Source organism: Azospirillum sp. UENF 112521 (assembly GCF_058780665.1).
Window position 1 is genome coordinate 783,785 of record NZ_JBSNCI010000004.1, and the last position, 17,142, is coordinate 800,926.

The 17,142-nt window shown below is 70.2% G+C and carries 12 protein-coding genes; 10 read left to right on the forward strand and 2 right to left on the reverse strand.

Features of this window, described 5'->3' with window-relative positions; translation table 11 throughout:
- Positions 1 to 7: 7 nt before the first annotated feature.
- Positions 8 to 1,150 carry a sensor histidine kinase gene (locus ACWPN8_RS24095; protein ID WP_109450799.1) on the reverse strand — a complete coding sequence of 381 codons (1,143 nt, stop codon included), beginning with the start codon at positions 1,148 to 1,150 and terminating at the stop codon, positions 8 to 10.
- Positions 1,151 to 1,582: 432 nt separating this feature from the next.
- Between ACWPN8_RS24095 and ACWPN8_RS24100 the strand changes: the two genes are divergently transcribed.
- Together ACWPN8_RS24100 and ACWPN8_RS24105 are read left to right on the forward strand one after the other, a co-directional pair.
- The gene (locus tag ACWPN8_RS24100) at positions 1,583 to 5,116 is read left to right on the forward strand and encodes a hybrid sensor histidine kinase/response regulator (protein WP_492242548.1); all 3,534 of its coding nucleotides are present in this window, start codon (positions 1,583 to 1,585) and stop codon (positions 5,114 to 5,116) included.
- Complete coding sequence (locus ACWPN8_RS24105) at positions 5,113 to 6,024, forward strand: response regulator (protein ID WP_492242549.1); 912 nt, start codon at positions 5,113 to 5,115, stop codon at positions 6,022 to 6,024. The genes ACWPN8_RS24100 and ACWPN8_RS24105 overlap by 4 nt, the downstream gene beginning before the upstream one ends.
- A gap of 39 nt (positions 6,025 to 6,063) precedes the next feature.
- On the opposite strand, the gene ACWPN8_RS24110 is transcribed toward ACWPN8_RS24105, so the two are convergent.
- Positions 6,064 to 6,531, reverse strand: coding sequence for a MaoC family dehydratase (locus tag ACWPN8_RS24110; RefSeq protein WP_492242550.1), 468 nt, complete (start codon positions 6,529 to 6,531; stop codon positions 6,064 to 6,066).
- Positions 6,532 to 6,773: 242 nt separating this feature from the next.
- On the opposite strand from ACWPN8_RS24110, the gene ACWPN8_RS24115 reads away from it, so the two are divergent.
- The 8 genes from ACWPN8_RS24115 (at position 6,774) to ACWPN8_RS24150 (ending at position 17,138) form a co-directional block, all read left to right on the forward strand.
- On the forward strand, positions 6,774 to 7,349 hold the full coding sequence (locus ACWPN8_RS24115; RefSeq protein ID WP_492242551.1) for a chemotaxis protein CheW: 576 nt from the start codon (positions 6,774 to 6,776) through the stop codon (positions 7,347 to 7,349).
- On the forward strand, positions 7,346 to 8,797 hold the full coding sequence (locus tag ACWPN8_RS24120) for a CheR family methyltransferase (protein ID WP_492242552.1): 1,452 nt from the start codon (positions 7,346 to 7,348) through the stop codon (positions 8,795 to 8,797). Before ACWPN8_RS24115 ends, ACWPN8_RS24120 begins: the two co-directional genes overlap by 4 nt.
- Positions 8,797 to 9,453 (forward strand): chemotaxis protein CheW, encoded by a 657-nt coding sequence (locus tag ACWPN8_RS24125; RefSeq protein ID WP_109450812.1) that lies wholly within the window; start codon positions 8,797 to 8,799, stop codon positions 9,451 to 9,453. The genes ACWPN8_RS24120 and ACWPN8_RS24125 overlap by 1 nt, the downstream gene beginning before the upstream one ends.
- 48 nt (positions 9,454 to 9,501) lie before the next feature.
- The gene (locus ACWPN8_RS24130; RefSeq protein ID WP_109450814.1) at positions 9,502 to 11,190 is read left to right on the forward strand and encodes a methyl-accepting chemotaxis protein; all 1,689 of its coding nucleotides are present in this window, start codon (positions 9,502 to 9,504) and stop codon (positions 11,188 to 11,190) included.
- 23 nt (positions 11,191 to 11,213) lie between these two features.
- The gene (locus ACWPN8_RS24135) at positions 11,214 to 13,475 is read left to right on the forward strand and encodes a hybrid sensor histidine kinase/response regulator (protein ID WP_109450816.1); all 2,262 of its coding nucleotides are present in this window, start codon (positions 11,214 to 11,216) and stop codon (positions 13,473 to 13,475) included.
- Positions 13,472 to 14,617 carry a chemotaxis-specific protein-glutamate methyltransferase CheB gene (gene cheB / locus ACWPN8_RS24140; RefSeq protein ID WP_247873228.1) on the forward strand — a complete coding sequence of 382 codons (1,146 nt, stop codon included), beginning with the start codon at positions 13,472 to 13,474 and terminating at the stop codon, positions 14,615 to 14,617. Before ACWPN8_RS24135 ends, cheB begins: the two co-directional genes overlap by 4 nt.
- Positions 14,618 to 14,640: 23 nt before the next feature.
- A complete protein-coding gene (locus tag ACWPN8_RS24145; protein ID WP_247873229.1) occupies positions 14,641 to 15,381 on the forward strand; it encodes a response regulator in 741 nt (246 codons plus the stop codon).
- A 95-nt stretch (positions 15,382 to 15,476) separates the two neighbouring features.
- The gene (locus ACWPN8_RS24150) at positions 15,477 to 17,138 is read left to right on the forward strand and encodes an ATP-binding response regulator (RefSeq protein WP_109450820.1); all 1,662 of its coding nucleotides are present in this window, start codon (positions 15,477 to 15,479) and stop codon (positions 17,136 to 17,138) included.
- The last annotated feature ends 4 nt before the right edge of the window (positions 17,139 to 17,142 follow it).

Consider the following 17,142-nt stretch of genomic DNA (forward strand, 5'->3'; position numbering starts at 1 on the left):
CTGATGCTCATTGTCCGCTGCGGTCCGCCGCCTGGACATGCTGCGGGGCGAAGCTCAGGCGGCACTCAACTCCGGGATGGGCGTTCCGCATCGAGATGTCGGCACCCAGCTGTCCCGCCAACGCCAGGATGACCCGCATGCCCAGCGAACGGCCGCGCCGTATGTCGAAGTCGGCCGGCAATCCCTGTCCGAAATCCCTGACCAGCAAGCCAGCCTTCCCGTCCGTCCGCTCCAGGGTGATCCTGATCTCCCCGCCGCCGGTGTCGCGATAGGCGTACTTGATCGCGTTGGTCGCAAGTTCATTGACGATGAGCGAGATCGGTACCGCATTGTCGAGGGAAACCGCAAGGGAGACGGCGTCCACGCTGAAGGTGATGCCCTCCGGCGCCGTGCTCTGGAACCCCTGGGCCAGGGTTTCGAGAAAATTCGCGAGATCCACGCTGTCGGCCTCGTCGGCCCGGTAGAGCCGCTCGTGCAGAGTCGCCATGCTGCGGATGCGGCTGCTGGTGTCGAGCAGGGCCTCCCGCGCCGACGGATCCTGCAGCGTGCGGAGCTGGAGCTGGATGATGCTGCTGATCAGCTGAAGGTTGTTCTTGGTCCGGTGATTGACCTCCTTCAGGAGCGTTTCCTTCTGCTCCAGCAGCCGGGCCTTCTGCTTCAGGGCCAGACGGAGTTCCATCTGCGCCATCACCTGGTCGGCGAGCGCCTTCAGCGCAAAGCGCTGTCCCTCGCTCAGGTCGCGGGCGCGCCGGTCCAGGACGCACAGCGTTCCGATGCCGTGCCCGTCCCGGGATTGGAGCAGGCAGCCCGCATAGAATCGCAGACCCTCGCCGGCCCCGACCAGCGGGTTGGCGCAGAGCCGGTCATCGCCGAGCATGTCGGGGACGACGGTCACCCCCGGCTGGGCCAGGAAATGGCGGCAGATCGATATGTCGAGCGGGGTTTCCCGGATGCCGAGGCCGACTTCCGCCTTGAACCATTGGCGTTTGTCCTCGATCAGGTTGATGACGGCGATCGGGGCGTCGCAGATATGGGACGCCAGCGCCACGATCTGATCGAATCCCGGTTCGTGCGGCGTGTCGAGGATTTCATAGCGGTGCAGGGCGGCGAGGCGGTCCGGATCGGCGCTGGGAACCATGCTTTGAGTCATGACAAGGATAAATCCATGGTTGAAAAATGATCCCGCTTCTCTGCCATCCGGGGTGGCAGAGATCGACCAACAGGTCCGCGCCTTGGAAAAGAGACCAGTGCGCAGTTGCGATAACACTGCTTGCTACAGAGTCTGTCATTCTCTTCCGGCTTGCTCCATGTGGGATCGGTTGGATTGGGATCGGTTGGATTGGAAGTCCTCTTCGCCGCGAATACGCCGCGGCCGGCTTTGCGCATACGCCTCTGGCGGCCGTCCGGCGCAGGCCGGTGCCGGCGCGGCGTGTGAAGGGCGGCATGCGAACGGGGAGGTGCCCGTGCCGAATGGCATGGATCGCGATGTCAGGCCGGCCGGATCGCTTCCGCCTTGCCAACCACCCCGAAACTCCCGACGATGCGGGCCATCGGGGGCGACGGGCGGGAACGGCGGACGGGCATGAGCGCGAGGCAACGGATCGTCCGTGAACGCCGGCAATACAACCAGCTCGCCGCCGACCAGACGCTGGAGGACTACGCGCTCCGCTACACCGCGGAGCGGGCGCGGCGGTGGAGCGCCTGGCGCGTCGCCAACACCGCACTCGGCGCCATCTCCTTCCTGGCCTGCGAGGCGCTCGGCGCCGCAGTCACCCTGACCTACGGCTTCGAGAATGCCATGGCCGCCATCCTGGCGGTGGCGCTGCTCAGCATCCTGGTCGGGCTGCCGATCACCTACCATGCGGCCAAGGCCGGGGTGGACATCGACCTGCTGGCCCGCGGCGCCGGCTTCGGCTATCTCGGCTCGACCATCACCTCGCTGGTCTACGCCTCCTTCACCTTCATTTTGTTCTCCATCGAGGCCAGCATCATGTCGGCCGGGCTGACCATGGTGCTGGGCATCCCGGCCTCGGTCGCCCATGTCATCAGCTCGTTGGCGGTGATCCCCATCGCCGTCTACGGCATTCGCTTCATCAGCCGCATGCAATGGGCGACGCAGCCGGTGTGGATCCTGCTGCAATGCGTGCCGCTGGCCTATTTCTTCCTGCTCGACCGCGAGACGCTGGCGCAATGGACCTCGCTGCCCGGCGTCTACGCCCCCGACGGCGGGCTGTCGCTGCTGCCCTTCGGCATGGCGGCGTCGGTCCTGCTCTCGCTGCTGCCGCAGATCGGCGAGCAGGTCGACTATCTGCGCTTCCTGCCCTCGCAGGCCCGCATCGGCCGGGTGCGCTGGTGGGCGGCGATGCTGGCCGGCGGGCCGGGCTGGGTGCTGATCGGCAGCCTGAAGCTGGCGGCGGGGTCGCTGCTGGCCTTCCTTGCCATCAAGCACGGGCTGCCGCTGGAGGACGCGGTGCAGCCCAACAGCCTGTACCACATGGCCTTCCTCGACGTGTTCGGCTCGCCCGCCGCGGCGCTGGCGCTGACCGGCATCTTCGTCGTCGTCTGCCAGATGAAGATCAACGTCACCAACGCCTATGCCGGCTCCATCGCCTGGTCGAACTTCTTCTCCCGCCTGACCCGCAGCCACCCCGGCCGCGTCGTCTGGCTGGTTTTCAACGTGCTGCTCGCCCTGCTGCTGATGGAGATCGGCATCCTCGGCGTGATCGAGAGCATCCTCGGCCTCTACGCCAACGTCGCGGTGGGCTGGCTGGGGGCGGTCGCCGCCGATCTGGCCGTCAACAAGCACTTGGGATTCAGCCCGCCGGGGATCGAGTTCAAGCGCGCCCACCTCTACGACATCAACCCGGTCGGCACCGGGGCGATGGGCCTGTCGGTGCTGTGCTCCACCACCGCCTTCTTCGGCCTTCTCGGGCCGGTTGCCCAGGCGCTGGCCCCCTTCATCGGGCTGGTGGTCGCCTTCGCCGCCGCCCCGCTGATCGCCTGGAGGACCAAGGGCCGCTATTACATCGCCCGCAAGTCCGACCGGCTGCCCGGCGACGCCGCGACCATCCGCTGCTCGATCTGCGAGAACCCGTTCGAACGGCAGGACATGGCCTTCTGCCCGGCCTACGACGCGCCGATCTGCTCGCTCTGCTGCACGCTGGAGGCGCGCTGCCACGACCTGTGCAAGACCGACAGCCGCTTCGCCGACCAGATCGCCCGCAGCCTGCAACGGGTGCTGCCGAAGCGGATGGCCGCCGGCGTCCACACCCGCACCGGCCATTTCATCGGGGTGATGACGCTGTTCTCGCTGGTGCTGGGCGGGGTGCTGGTGGTCATCGACTTCCAGTACGCCAATGCCGAGGCGGCGGAGCGGGCGGCGATCCACACCGCGCTGGTCTCCGTCTTCGTCTGCCTGTTCATCCTGTCCGGCGTCGCCGCCTGGCTCCTGGTGCTGGCCCATGAGAGCCGCCGCAAGGCGGAGGAGGAGACCGGCCGACAGACCGCCATGCTGATGGACGAGATCGCCGCCCACGAACGCACCGACGCCGCCCTGCAAAAGGCCAAGGAGGTGGCGGAGGCCGCCAACGCCGCCAAGAGCCGCTACATCATCGGCGTCAGCCACGAGATCCGCGCGCCCTTGAACGCCATCTCCGGCTATGCCCAGCTCCTGGAGAGCAACAGCACCCAGCGCCCGCAGGATGCCGTCCGCGTCATCCGCCGCAGTGCCGAGCATCTGTCGAACCTGATCGACGGGCTGCTCGACATCTCCAAGATCGAATCGGGCCTGCGCCGGCTCAGCCGCGACAAGGTGCAGCTGATCGACTTCCTCGACCAGCTGGCCGACATGTTCCGCATCCAGGCCGCGGCCAAGGGGCTGGACTTCCGCTATGCCCGCGTGCCGCACCTGCCGGCCTGGGTCCACACCGACAGCAAGATCCTGCGCCAGATCCTGATCAACCTGCTGTCCAACGCGGTGAAATACACCGAAACCGGCCATGTCGCCCTGACCGTCCGCTACCGCAGCCAGATCGCCGAGTTCGAGATCGCCGACAGCGGCATCGGCATCCGCGAGGAGGATCAGGACCGCGTCTTCGAACCGTTCGAGCGCGGGCGCGGGGCGGCGGTGCGGGCGGTGGCCGGCACCGGGCTCGGCCTGACCATCACGCGGGTGCTGACCCGGATCATGGGCGGCGACATCGCGCTGCGCAGCAAGGCGGGGGAGGGCAGCGTCTTCACCGTCCGCCTGCTGCTGTCGGAGGCGATGCACCGGCCGGGCGAGCAGGCGGAGCGCCGCGCCATCACCGGCTATGCCGGGCCGCAGATCACCATCCTGCTGGCCGACGACGACCGCGACCATCTGGCGCTGATGACCGATATCCTGCGCCCGCTGGGCTTCGTGCTGTTCACCGCGTCCGACGCCGCCACCTGCCTGGAACTGGCGGCGCAGTGCAAGCCCGACGTCGCCATGCTCGACATCTCGATGCCGGGCGAGAGCGGCTGGGACGTGGCGGAGGGACTGCGCCGGCAGTTCGCCGACCGCATCCGCATCGTCATGGTCTCGGCCAATGCCTACGAGGCGCAGGGGCCGGGCGACGGCCGGGCGCCGCACGACGCCTTCGTCGCCAAGCCCATCGAAATCCACGCCCTGCTCGACCGGCTCCAGGCGCTGACCGGGCTGGAATGGATCCATGCGGTGGAAAAACCGGCGGAACCGCTTGCCCCGCCTCCGCCGCCGGCCGATCAAGCATCCATGCCCGCCTCGGCGCCGATCCAGCCGCCGGTCCGGACGCCGGTCCGGCCGCCTGCCCCGCAGCCAGCCGCCGGCCCGCCGGCGTCGGCGCTGCGTCATCTCGACGACCTGCGCCAGCTCGGGCGGATCGGCTATATTCGCGGGATCGAGGCCAAGCTGCGCGAGATCGAGGCGGAGGACGGCGCCGCGACGCCCTTCGTCGAACGGCTGCGAACGCTGGTGCGCGCCTTCGACCTGAAAGGGTATATGCGTGCGGTGGACGAGGCAGTGGCGCAGCGCGACGCTGCCCAGGGAGACCCAGTGCAGAGCGACACCGAGCGGGCGGACGATGATCTGGCAGAAGACGGGGCCGTGACCGGATGAAGCGCCGCGACATGATCCTGGTGGTGGACGACACCCCCGACACGCTGGGATTCCTGACGGAGGCCATCGAACAGGCCGACCTGACCGTGCTGGTCGCCATCGATGGCGAGGGCGCGCTGGATCTGGTCGGCCAGATCACGCCGGACCTGATCCTGATGGATGCGGTGATGCCCGGCCTCGACGGCTTCGAGACCTGCCGGCGGCTGAAGCAGATCCCCCACCTGTCGCACATCCCCGTCATCTTCATGACCGGCCTCAGCGACACCGAGCATGTGGTGAAGGGGCTGGAGGCCGGCGGCGTCGATTACGTCACCAAGCCCATCGTGGTGGACGAGCTGATCGCCCGCATCCGCGTCCATCTGACCAACGCCCGCGTCGCCTACGCCGCCCGCGCCGCCCTCGACGCCACCGGCCGCTTCCTGCTGGCGACGGACGGGGAGGGCCGGCTGCTGTGGTGCACCCCGCAGGCGGAGCGGCTGCTGGCCGGCCTGCCGCCGGACGCCGCCTCCGCCCTGGCCGCCGGTCTGTCCGGCCTGCGCCGGACCTCCTGCCCCGGCGGTGCGGCCGAACCCTTCACGGCGGAGTTGCCGGACGGCGAGGGGGTGCGGCGGCTGGAGTTCACCTATCTCAGCCCGGCCAACCCCGACGAGTACCTGTTCCGCCTCAGCGAGCCGACCGCCGGCCGGCAGGAGGCGGTGCTGCGCGACGCTCTCGGCCTCACCGCGCGGGAGGCGGAGGTGCTGCTGTGGATCGCCAACGGCAAGCCCAACCGCGACATCGGCGAGATCCTGGGCATCAGCCCGCGCACGGTGAACAAGCACCTGGAGCAGGTCTTCACCAAGCTCGGCGTGGAGAACCGCGCGTCTGCCGCGGCGCTGGCGATCCGCACCCTGGCCGCGCGGGCGTGACGGCCCCGTCGTCGGGGCCGCCGGTCCGACTTGCGGCGGTCAGACTTCGACCGTCGGCTCGGCACCGCTGCGCCCGGCGATGATGTGGTTCATGATGCAGGTCATCACCGGCTCGCCGCGCTGGTTCAGCGTGGTGTAGGCCAGCCGCACCGTGCCGCGGCCGCCGCGGCGGGACGGGATCGTCTCCACCACCTCCGCCCGGACGCGGATGGTGTCGCCGGGCCGCACCGGCCGCAGCCAGCGCAGCTCGTCCATGCCCGATCCGCCCAGGCTGGTGCCGGTGATCAGCCCGATGTCGCGGAACAGCCGGAAGGTCAGCGACAGCGTGTGGAAGCCGCTGGCGATCAGCCCCTGGAACGGCCCGTCCGCCGCCGCCACCATGTCGATGTGGAAGGGCTGCGGGTCGAAGCGCAGGGCGAAATCCATGATCTGGCTCTCGGTCAGGGTCGCCCCCTCCGAGTCGAACACCTCGCCGATGCAGAAATCCTCGAAATGGCGGCCGGGCATCGTCGCTTTTCTCCCCTTGGTCTGTCTTGTCGGTCGGGCCTTGTCGCCGCCGCCGGAGAGTAGCCCGCCCGGCGCATCCGGCAAAGGGCAGGGACGCCACGGCCAAGGCATAGGCCCTACGTCGTAAACCGTTGGCGTTATTCGCATTCCGGTCGTGATCGGGCATGTTCCCGGTCGGATTCCAGACCATCGACGGACGGATGTCACCACTCCCTGCGCACAGTACCTCCCAAGGCACGTCGATGCCGCCGCCATTCCGTTGCGTCGTGTTTTCGGTTGCCGGGCAAGCCCTGGCGCTGCCGGTGGAAGCCGTGCGGCGCTTTTTGCCGTTGCCGCGGCTGGACCGACTGCCGACGGCACCGCTGCCGGTGGAGGGCGTCTTCCGCTACCAGGGAGAGCTGGTTCCGGTCCTGCGCCTGGATGTCCTGCTCGACCTCGTCCCGTTCAATTCTGTTGCAGGCGCCCCGGCGCCCGGCCTCTATTCGCCGCTTCTCCTCGTCACCTGGCAGGGCCGGCCGGCAGCGCTGCTGGCCGATCAGGTCCATGGCGACACGCTGGTGGAACCGGCGGAGCGCACGCCGTCCGATCCGGCGCTGAGTTTCAACGGCTGTGCCGCGGGTGCCTTCCCGGACCGGGTGACCGGCCGCGGCGGCAGCGTGACCCTGCTCCAGCCCGACCGGCTGCTGAACGAGGCGGAGGGGCGGCTGCTCGACGCCTTCCGGGCGTCGGCGGAACGCCGTCTGGCGCAGTGGCAGGCCCCCGCCGAGGCAAATGACGAGGCGGACGGCGAGGCATCCGCCGGGAACGGGACCGCATGATGGCGAACCCTGCCGCAACCATCGAGGCGATCCGCCGCGACCCGCATTTCCAGCGCCTGAAGGCGATGGTGATCGATGCCACCGGCCTTGCCTACTACGCCGACAAGGACGCCGCCTTCGCCGAGCGGATCAACCGCCGGCTGCCCTTCGGCACCGTCACCACCGTCGCCGGCTATCTGGCCGCATTGGAGGCGGAGGGGCCGGGCGGCCCGGAATATCAGGGGCTGATCAACGAGCTGGCGGTGGGGGAGACCTTCTTCTTCCGCTACATCGAGCAGTTCGACGCGCTCCGCGCCGTCGCCATCCCCGAATGCATCCGCCGCAACCAGTCGAGCCGCCTGCTGCGGGTCTGGAGCGCCGGCTGCTCCATCGGGCCGGAAGCCTACACCATCGAAATCCTGCTCAAGCAGCATTTCGCCAGCCAGTTGGAAGGCTGGCAGGTCCACATCGTCGGCACCGACATCAACGGTGCCTTCCTGGAGCAGGCGCGGCGCGGCGCCTATGGCGACTGGGCGGTGCGCGGCCTGTCGCCGGAAACGCTGGAGGCCTGCTTCGACCGCCAGGACAAGCTGTGGTCGGTGAAGCAGAAATACCGGCAATGGACGACCTTCATGCCCTTCAACCTGGTGGAAGGAGCGATACCCTCCTATCCGCACGGGATCGGGCATTTCGACATCATCCTGTGCCGCAACGTCATGATCTATTTCGACGAGGCGACGCGGCACCGGCTGCTCGGCAACCTGCACAAGGCGCTGGCCGACGGCGGCTGGCTGGTTGTCGGCCATGCCGAGGCCGGGCCGCAGATGAACGAGCTGTTCATCCCGGTGTCGGTCCCCGGCGCCACCCTCTACCGCAAGCAGGCCGAACCGCCGGCCATGGCCGCGGTCAGCCGCAAGGCCACACCGAGCCCGGCCGCGGCCGCGCTGACCCTTGCAGCGGCGCCGCGCCGCGCCGCCAGAGCCCCGGCGAAGCCTGCGCCGCGGTCCGCAACCGATGCCGCTTCCGCCCCGCAATCCGCCGGTCCGCAATCCCGCTCCCCCGCCTCCCCCCCGCCGGCGTCCGGTGTGCCGGCTCCGCCGGATGCGGCCGAGACCAGCGAGCGCTCCTCGCAGCTGGAAGCCTGCCTGGCCCGGGTCGAGGCGCAGCGGCTCGACCCCGCCGCCCACTACCAGCTGGGTCTGGTGGAGGAGGAGCTGGGCGTCGGCGACCCGGTGGCGGCCTTCAAGCGGGCGCTCTATCTCGATCCGCGCTTCGTCCTGGCCGACTATCATCTGGCCTTGGCCTATTGGCGGCGCGGCCGGCTGGTCCCGGCCCAGCGCCATTTCCGCAACGCGCGCGAGGCGCTGGACAACCGCGCCGACGGCGAGGCGGTGACGGAAGGCGGCGGCCTGACCGTGCAGGAACTGCGCGGCATGCTGGACCTCTGGCTGACCGGTGAGGAGGGCTGATGGACGAGACGCTTGCCGGTGCCGGGGCCGCACCGCTCATCGCCGCCCTCGACAGCGCATCGCCCGACCGCGCCGCCGGCCGTGTATCGGTCGACTGGGACGCGGTGCGCGGGAAGCTGGCGCACCGCACCGCCGACCTCGAGGCGACCTTTGCCGGCCGGGGCCCCTGGGCCGACGCCGTGCTGGACCGCCGGGCGCAGGAGCTGGCCGAAGTCCCGCAGCGCGACGACGAGGCGGGCACCGGCACGCCGATGCTGGTCGCCCGCGGCGCCGAGACCCTCTATGGGCTGGAGCTGCGCCATCTCGGCCATATCGTGCCGATGCCGCGGCTGGCCCGCGTGCCGGGGGCGCCGCCGGCAATCCTCGGCGTGATCGCCGTCGCCGGCAAGGTGATGCGGCTGTTCGATCTCGACAGCCTGTGCAGCGGGACGCATGCCGCCGCCGTCGGGATCGACCAGCCAGGCTACGCCATCGTCCTGCGCACCGGCACCGGCCGTCCGGCCGCCCTGCGCCTGCACGAGGTCGAGCGGGTGGACGACATCGTGCTGCCGCGGACCTCCGTCCCGGCGGAGGCCGGGCCGCTGGTCCGGGCGATCACCGCGGACCGCATGGCGATCCTCGACATGGCCGCCTTGCTCGACCTCGTGAAAACCTGAAAACCGCCTGATCCACCTTAAAAAACCGCCTGGGGCCGGAGTGGAAGAATGAACGTGAAAGTCGCACACAAGCTGGTCCTGGGATTCGGCGTCGTCTGTGTCCTGACCGCATTGCTGGCGCTCTACCAGATGTCGCGCTTTTCCGACGCGCTGTCGGTGATCATGGCAGTGTCCAGCTACGACACCGAGGCCGCCGACATGGTGGTGTCGGTCGGCAACTATCAGGCGGAGCTGCGCAGCACCCGGGAAGCGGCGTTGAACGCGGTGTCGGTCGCCAATGCCGAGGGGCGGGCCGCCGACATCCCGGCCATCATGGCGCCGATGCGCAGCCAATATGAACAGACCGGACAGAAGCTGCGCGAGACGCTGGGCAAGCTGCGCTCGATGGTCGCCGAACGCTCGCAGAACAGCGTGACCGACAGCCGCCGCAAGGGCTGGGTGGAGCTGGACACGTCGGTGACCGAGATGAACCGCGCCATCGGCGCGGTGGGCGACGAGGCGCGGACCATCTACACCCTGCTGGAGCGCAATCAGGTCGCCGAGGCGCTCCAGCGCCGCCAGCAGGTGGACCAGCTGCGCAAGGTGATGGAGCAGCGCATCGACGCCGCCCAGACCGCCATCGACCACCTGACCGCCGCCGGCCGCGACGACATCCGGGCGATCTACAACTCCGCCATCCAGTCCTCGGTCATCGCGCTGGTGGCCGTCTTCCTGATCGCGGTGGGGGTGGCCTACACCATCGGCAGCTCGATCACCCGCCGGCTCGGCCGCGCCATCGACTTCGTCACCAAGGTCGGCCATGGCGACCTGACGCAGGAGATCATGATCGCCGGCAAGGACGAACTCGCCGTCCTCGGCCAGCATCTGAACGAAATGGCCGGCCGGCTGAAGTCGATGGCCCGCACCACGCGGGAGACGGCGGAGAGCGTCCACGCCGCCACCGCCCAGATCCGCGCCTCGACCCAGCAGCAGTCGGCCAGCGTCGCCGAACAGCTGGCGGCGGTGGAGCAGACCACGGCGACCCTGTCGGAGATCACCGAGTCCGGCGCCCAGATCAACCGCCGCGCCCAGGACGTCTCCCACGGCGCACAGACGGTGGCGGCCTCCAGCCATTCCGGCATGAAGGCGGTGGACGACACCATCCAGGCGATGGACGCCATCCGCGAACAGGCCGAGGCGGTGGCCGAGAACATCGTCATGCTGTCCGAGCGCACCCAGGCCATCGGCGAGATCATCGTGACGGTGAACGACATCGCCGAGCGCTGCCACCTGCTGGCGCTGAACGCCGCCATCGAGGCGGCGGCGGCCGGCGAGCATGGCCGCACCTTCTCCATCGTCGCCGGCGAGATCAAGAGCTTGGCCGACCAGTCGAAGGAGGCGACCTCCCAGGTCCGCTCCAACCTGTCGGAGATCCAGCACGGCATCAACGCGTCGGTGATGCTGACGGAGGAGGCGGTCAAGCGCGTCGCCGCCGGCAAGCGCCAGACCGACGCCACCCAGTCGACCATCCGCACCATGGCGGAGAACATCCAGGAGAGCGTGCTGGCCTTCCAGCAGATCGTCGCCGGCACCAACCAGCAGCAAATCGGCCTGGAGCAGGTGATCCAGGCGCTCCAGAACATCCGCGAGGCGAGCAGCCAGACGGCGGCCGGCACCCGCCAGCTTGAAGGTGCGGCCGCCAACCTGAACAACCTCGGCCAGGGTCTGGTCGAGGCGGTGCGGAACTATCAGGTGTGACGATGCACCGCCGAGGCCCCTGAATGGACATCCGCCAGCGCCTGCTCGCCGCCTTCGACCTGGAGCACAAGGACCATCTCGCCGCGATCCGCAACGCGCTCCGCGATGCGGAGGCGACGGGCGATGCGCCGGATCTCGTCGACATCCACCGGCGCGCCCACAGCCTGAAGGGCGCCGCCCGCGCCGTCGACCTGCCGGAGGTGGAGGCGATCTCCCACCGGCTGGAGGCCGCCTTCATCGCCGTGCAGAAGGGCGAGATCCCGCTCGATCCCGCCAGCGTCGGCGTGGTGCGCCGGTCGCTCGACGCCATCGAGGATCTGGTCGCCTGGTCGCTCCAGGGCGGCGACGCGGTGGAGACCGCCGGCGTGCTCGCCGATCTCGACGCGCTGGCCGCCGGCCGCAGCGGCGGGCCGGTCCCGGCTGCGTCTCCGGCCCCCGCCCGCGCCGCCCGCCGGCCGCCGGCCGAGCGGGAGCGAGCCGACACCGCCGACAGCGCCGCCCTGGTCCGCATCGCGGCACAGGGGCTGGAACGCCTGTCGGAAACCGCGTCGGCCCTGCTGCCGGAGGTGGAGGCCCAGGCCGGCCTCGGCGAACAGCTTCGCACGATGCGCCGGGAATGGCGGGCGCTCGACCGGGCATGGCGGCATCTGCGCCTTCAGATCGGCCGCGGCGTCCGGGCGGATGCGGGGGCGGGGGGCGACGCGCTGTCCGACACGCTGCCCAGCGCGCTGGACGGGCGTGGCGCGCTCCCCGCGCTGATGGCTTTCGAGCGCCGCTTCCGCGCGCTCGGCGGCGCGCTCGACAGCGCGCACCGCAGCCACGACCGGCTGTTGTGGTCGATGCGGCGCTGGGGCGGCGGCCTCCAGCAGGACATGCGGCGCCTGCGCATGCTGCCGGCGGAAAACCAGCTGAGCGGCCTGGGGCGCATGGTCCGCGACATCAGCCGGGCCGAAGGCAAGGAGGTCGAGGTCGATGTCCGCGGGCTGGAGGTCGAGGCCGACCGCACCGTGCTGCAGCGGTTGAAGGATCCGATCCTGCACATCGCCCGCAACGCCATCAGCCACGGCATCGAGACGCCGGCGGAGCGGCTGGCGCTGGGCAAGCGGCCGGCGGCGCGCGTCACCATCGCCGCCTCGGTCGAGGGCGCGCGCCTGCGCCTGCGCATCGAGGATGACGGCCGCGGGCTGGACCGCGCGGCGATCCTGCGCAAGGCGGCCGAGCGCGGCCTGATCGACGCCGCCGACCTGTCGGCCGGCGCGGAGCTGCCGCAGGAGCGGCTGACCGAATTCCTGTTCCATCCCGGCTTCTCCACCGCCGCCCGGACCACCGAGCTGGCCGGGCGCGGCATGGGCCTTGCCATCGCGCGGCGCGAGGTGGAGCGGCTGCAGGGCAATTTGACCATCGCCGACCGGCCCGAGGGCGGCGGCACCGCGGTCACCATCGAGGTGCCGCTCAGCCTGCTGAGCCAGCGCCTCGTCTTCGTCGCCGTGCAGGACCAGACCCTGGCGATCCCGTCCGCCGACGTGGTCCGCCTGCGCACCGCCACCGCCCAGTCGCTGTTCTCCGGCACCGGCACGCCGATGACCCGCATCGGCGAGGAGGAAATTCCCGTCACCTCGCTGGCCGCCCTCCTGGGCATGGAGGCGCCGGTGGTGCCGTCGGCCGAGCGCGGGCTGTCGCTGGTCGTGGTGCGGGCGGGGGACCGGCGGCTGGCGCTGGCGGTCGACCGCTTCGTCGCCACGCGCGAGACGGTGGTGACGGCGGCGGAGGAGACCGGGCTGGACAGCGGCCGCTATCTCGGCACCGTGCTGATGGACGACGGCGGACCGGCGCTGGTGCTGAACATTCCGGGCCTGATGCCGCTGCCCGGCAGCACTCTGCCGCCCCCGGCCCGCCCTGCCGAAGAGGCGACCCCTGCCCGGGCGCATATCCTGGTCGTCGATGACAGCATCACCACCCGCACGCTGGAAAAGAGCATCCTCGAAGCCCATGGTTATCGGGTGACGCTGTGCGTGGACGGGCGCGAGGCGCTTGAGCGCCTGTCGGAAGGGATGGAGGTTGGCCTGATCATCAGCGACGTCGAGATGCCGCGCATGGACGGCTTCGCCCTGTTGCAGGCGGTGAAGGCGGACAAGCGGCTGGAAGAGATCCCGGTGATCCTCGTCACCTCGCGCGCCAGCGACGAGGACCGCGAGCGCGGCCTGCGGCTCGGCGCCGACGCCTACATCGTCAAGACGCGATTCGACCAGAACGAGCTTCTGGCCGGCATCCGGCGGCTGCTGTGAGCGGCCAGACGAACGGCGGCCCCCTCACCACCGGACCCCGTCGCATCCGCGTGCTGGTGGTCGAGGACAGCCCGGTCATCCAGCAGCTGCTGAGCCACGTCATCAGCGCCGACCCGCGGCTGGAGGTGGCGGGCATCGCGTCGAGCGGTGAGCAGGCGCTGCGCATGATCGAGCGGACGGCGCCCGACGTGGTGTCGCTCGACATCCGCCTGCCGGGCATCGACGGCTTCGAGGTGACCAGCCGAATCATGCGGCAGACCCCGCTGCCGATCGTGGTGGTGGCGTCGGACGTGCGCGACCTCGACATTCCGATGCGGGCGCTCCAGGCCGGCGCGCTGGCGGTGGTGGAGAAGCCGGGCAGCATGGCGCGCGCCGACTACCAGACCGTGGCGCACCATCTCTGCACCCAGCTCGTCATCATGAGCCAGGTGAAGGTGATCCGCCACCGCATCACCGCCCGCGCCGCGCGGTCCGCTTCCGGCATGCCCGCAGGAGTGACCGCGGATGCCCCGTCTCAGGAAGGCAGGCTCCCGGACGAGGCGGTGGCCGCCGACGGCCGGCTCCGGCGCTTCCGCGCGGTGGGGCTGGTCGCCTCCACCGGCGGGCCGGCGGCGCTGGCGAAGATCCTCCGCGATCTGCCGGCCGACTTCCCGCTGCCGGTCTTCGTGGTCCAGCATATGGGCGCGCCCTTCATGGCCGGTTTCGCCAGCTGGCTCGGCACCGTCTCCGCCCTGCCGGTGCGGCTGGGCGAGGCCGGGCTGACCCCGCGGCCGGGCACGGTCTATGTCGCGCCGGGCGACCGGCACCTGCTGGTGGACGGCGCCACGCTGCGCCTGACGGCCGACCCGATGGTGTGCGGCCAGCGCCCGTCGGGCGAGGTGCTGTTCCAGTCGATGGCGCGCGCCTATGGCGCGTCCGGCATCGGCGTGCTGCTGACCGGAATGGGCGAGGATGGTGCCAGAGGGCTGGTGGACATGCGGACGGCCGGCGCCTACACCGTAGCCGAACATGCCTCCACGGCGGTGATCCACAGCATGCCCGGCACCGCGGTGCGGCTGGGCGGTGCGGTGGAGGAGCTGCCCCTCGACCGGGTGGCCGGACGGCTGCTGCAATTGACCTCCGACGATAAGATGGCGTCATGAACGGACAGCGCACCTTGGTTGTCATGGGTTCCCAGACGCAGGGGCTTCTGCTGAAGCTGCTGCTGGAGGAGCGCGGCGTGGAGACGGTCTGCGTCGACGGCGTCGAACCCGCGCTGGCGGAGATCGCCGGCACCCCGCAGGATCTGCTGATCGTCGAGGGCGAGCTTGCCGGCCCGACCGGCCTGGCCGAGCTGCGCGCCCGCACCGACGCCGCCGTCATCGTGCTTGGCCGCGGGGAGGGGGAGAGCGATCCATCCAACCCCAAGGCGGTGGTGGAGGCCGCCTGCACGCTGATCGAGCGGCGCAGCGCCCCGCCGACGGCGCCGGAGATCTTCCACCGCGCCCACATCCTGATCGTCGACGACAGCGCGACCTACCGCGAATTCCTGCGCGCCGAGCTGGAGCAGGAGGGCTGCACCGTCACCGCCGCCCGCAACGCCGACGAGGCGGTGGAGGCGCTGTCCGGCGGCGCGCTCGACTGCGTCATCCTGGATCTCGTGATGCCGGGCACCAGCGGCACCCAGCTCTGCGAAAGATTCGACAGGTTCCGCCGCCGGCGCGGTCTGTTCTTCCAAATCGTCATCCTGACCAGCCAGGACGATGAGGAACAGCTGATGATCAGCCTGAACGCCGGCGCCGACGATTTCGTTGGAAAGGCACAGACGATGGATGTGCTCAAGATCAGGTTGATGGCGCTTCTCCGCCGCAAATACTTCGTCGAGGACCATCTTATCCGTTTGCCGCGTCCTGCACCTTCCGCATAGGAGGGGAGTAGGGCCATCGTTTGATTTCGGAAGCGGGCTTGACCGTTTATTCTCTGCGGGCTTTACGAAACTGTCCGACGGTCCGGCAGGTGCCCATGGCGATCAGCCTCCAGCCCATCCACGAGCCCCCGATCTCCAGGGACGCCGACGCAAGAGACACCGACGCGATGCACCGAACTTCGGCCACCCATAGTTCCCCGACCGATCTCCGCTATCGCGAGTGCCTTGAGAATGCCCGGCGCGTCTGCACGGCCGCGACGGTCCCGACCATGCTGGTGGTCGGCGGTCCGGAGATGGCCGCCGTCCGCTGCAACGAGTCGCTGGCGACCCTGCTGAACCGCCCGCGCGCCGCCGCCCGCGACGAAAGCGGGCCGGGCCTGCTTCCGGGCGGCTGGACCGCGGTGGCCGAGGCGCTGCGCCCGCTCTACCGTGACGGAACCGCCGACAGCCCGGCCTCGCCCCCCGACAGCGTCCGGCTGACCCTGCCCAGCGAACCGCCGATCGGCCTGCGCGCGACGCCGCTGCTGGTCGACGGCCGGGTGGTCGGCGTGCTGGCGACGGCGACGCTGGACGGCGCCATCGCCCAGATGGCCGAGACCATGCGGGCGGAGGTGGCGCGCACCACCGCGGCGCGTTCCCGCTTCCTGGCCTCGGCCAGCCACGATCTGCGCCAGCCCTTCCAGGCGATGCGCCTGTTCCTCGATGCCCTGACCAACCAAGTGGAGGGCAACGCCCGGGCGTCGCGCACCGCCGGCATGCTGGCCAACGCGATGACGGCGGGCGAGCAACTGCTGAACGCCCTGCTCGACATCTCGACGCTGGATGCCGGCACTGTCGAGGCCGACATGCAGGCGGTGCCGCTCGACGCGCTGCTGCAATCGCTGGCCGACGAATTCCGCCCGCAGGCGGAGGAGAAGGGGCTGCGCCTGCGCGTCCATGTGCCCTGCCGGGCGGTGACGCGCAGCGACCCGGTCCTGCTCGGCCGCATCGTCCGCAATCTGCTGGCCAACGCCATCCGCTACACCCAGCGCGGCGGCATCATGCTGGGCCTGCGCAAGCGCGACGGCCGCTGGCGCATCGAGGTGTGGGACACCGGATTCGGCATTCCCCAGGACAAGCTGGACGTCATCTTCGACGAGTTCCACCAGCTGACCAACCCGGCGCGCGACCCCACCCGCGGCCTCGGCCTCGGCCTCGCCATCGTCCGGCGCCTGTCGGTCCTGCTGCATGCCCCCATCGACGTGCAGTCGCGCTCCGGCCGCGGCTCGGTCTTCGCCGTCACCGTCGAGCGGCTGGAGGCGGAGGAGGCTCCCGTCGAAGCTTCGGCGGCGGTAACCTCGTCCGACCAGGGTGCTGCCGCCGTGCCGCTGGACGGCATGCGCATCCTGGTGGTGGACGACGACAGCATGGTGCTGTCCGGCCTGCTGCTGACCCTGGAAAGCTGGGGCTGCGCCTTCGTCTCGGCGTCCAACATGCGCGAGGTGTTCGCCGCGGTCGACGGGCTGGAAGGCCCGCCCGACGCCATCCTGACCGACCTGCGCCTGCCGGGGAAGGTGTCCGGCTTCGACGTGATCGACCGCGTCCGCAAGCTGTTCAAGACCGACATCCCGGCGGTGGTGCTGACCGGCGAGACCGCGCCCGAATCCCTGCTGGAAGGCCAGCGCCGCGGCTGCGCCTTCCTGCACAAGCCGCTGCACCCCGGTGAGCTGCGCCGCGTGCTGGAAGAGGTGCGGCGGGACGGGACGGCGGGCTGCTGAGCGG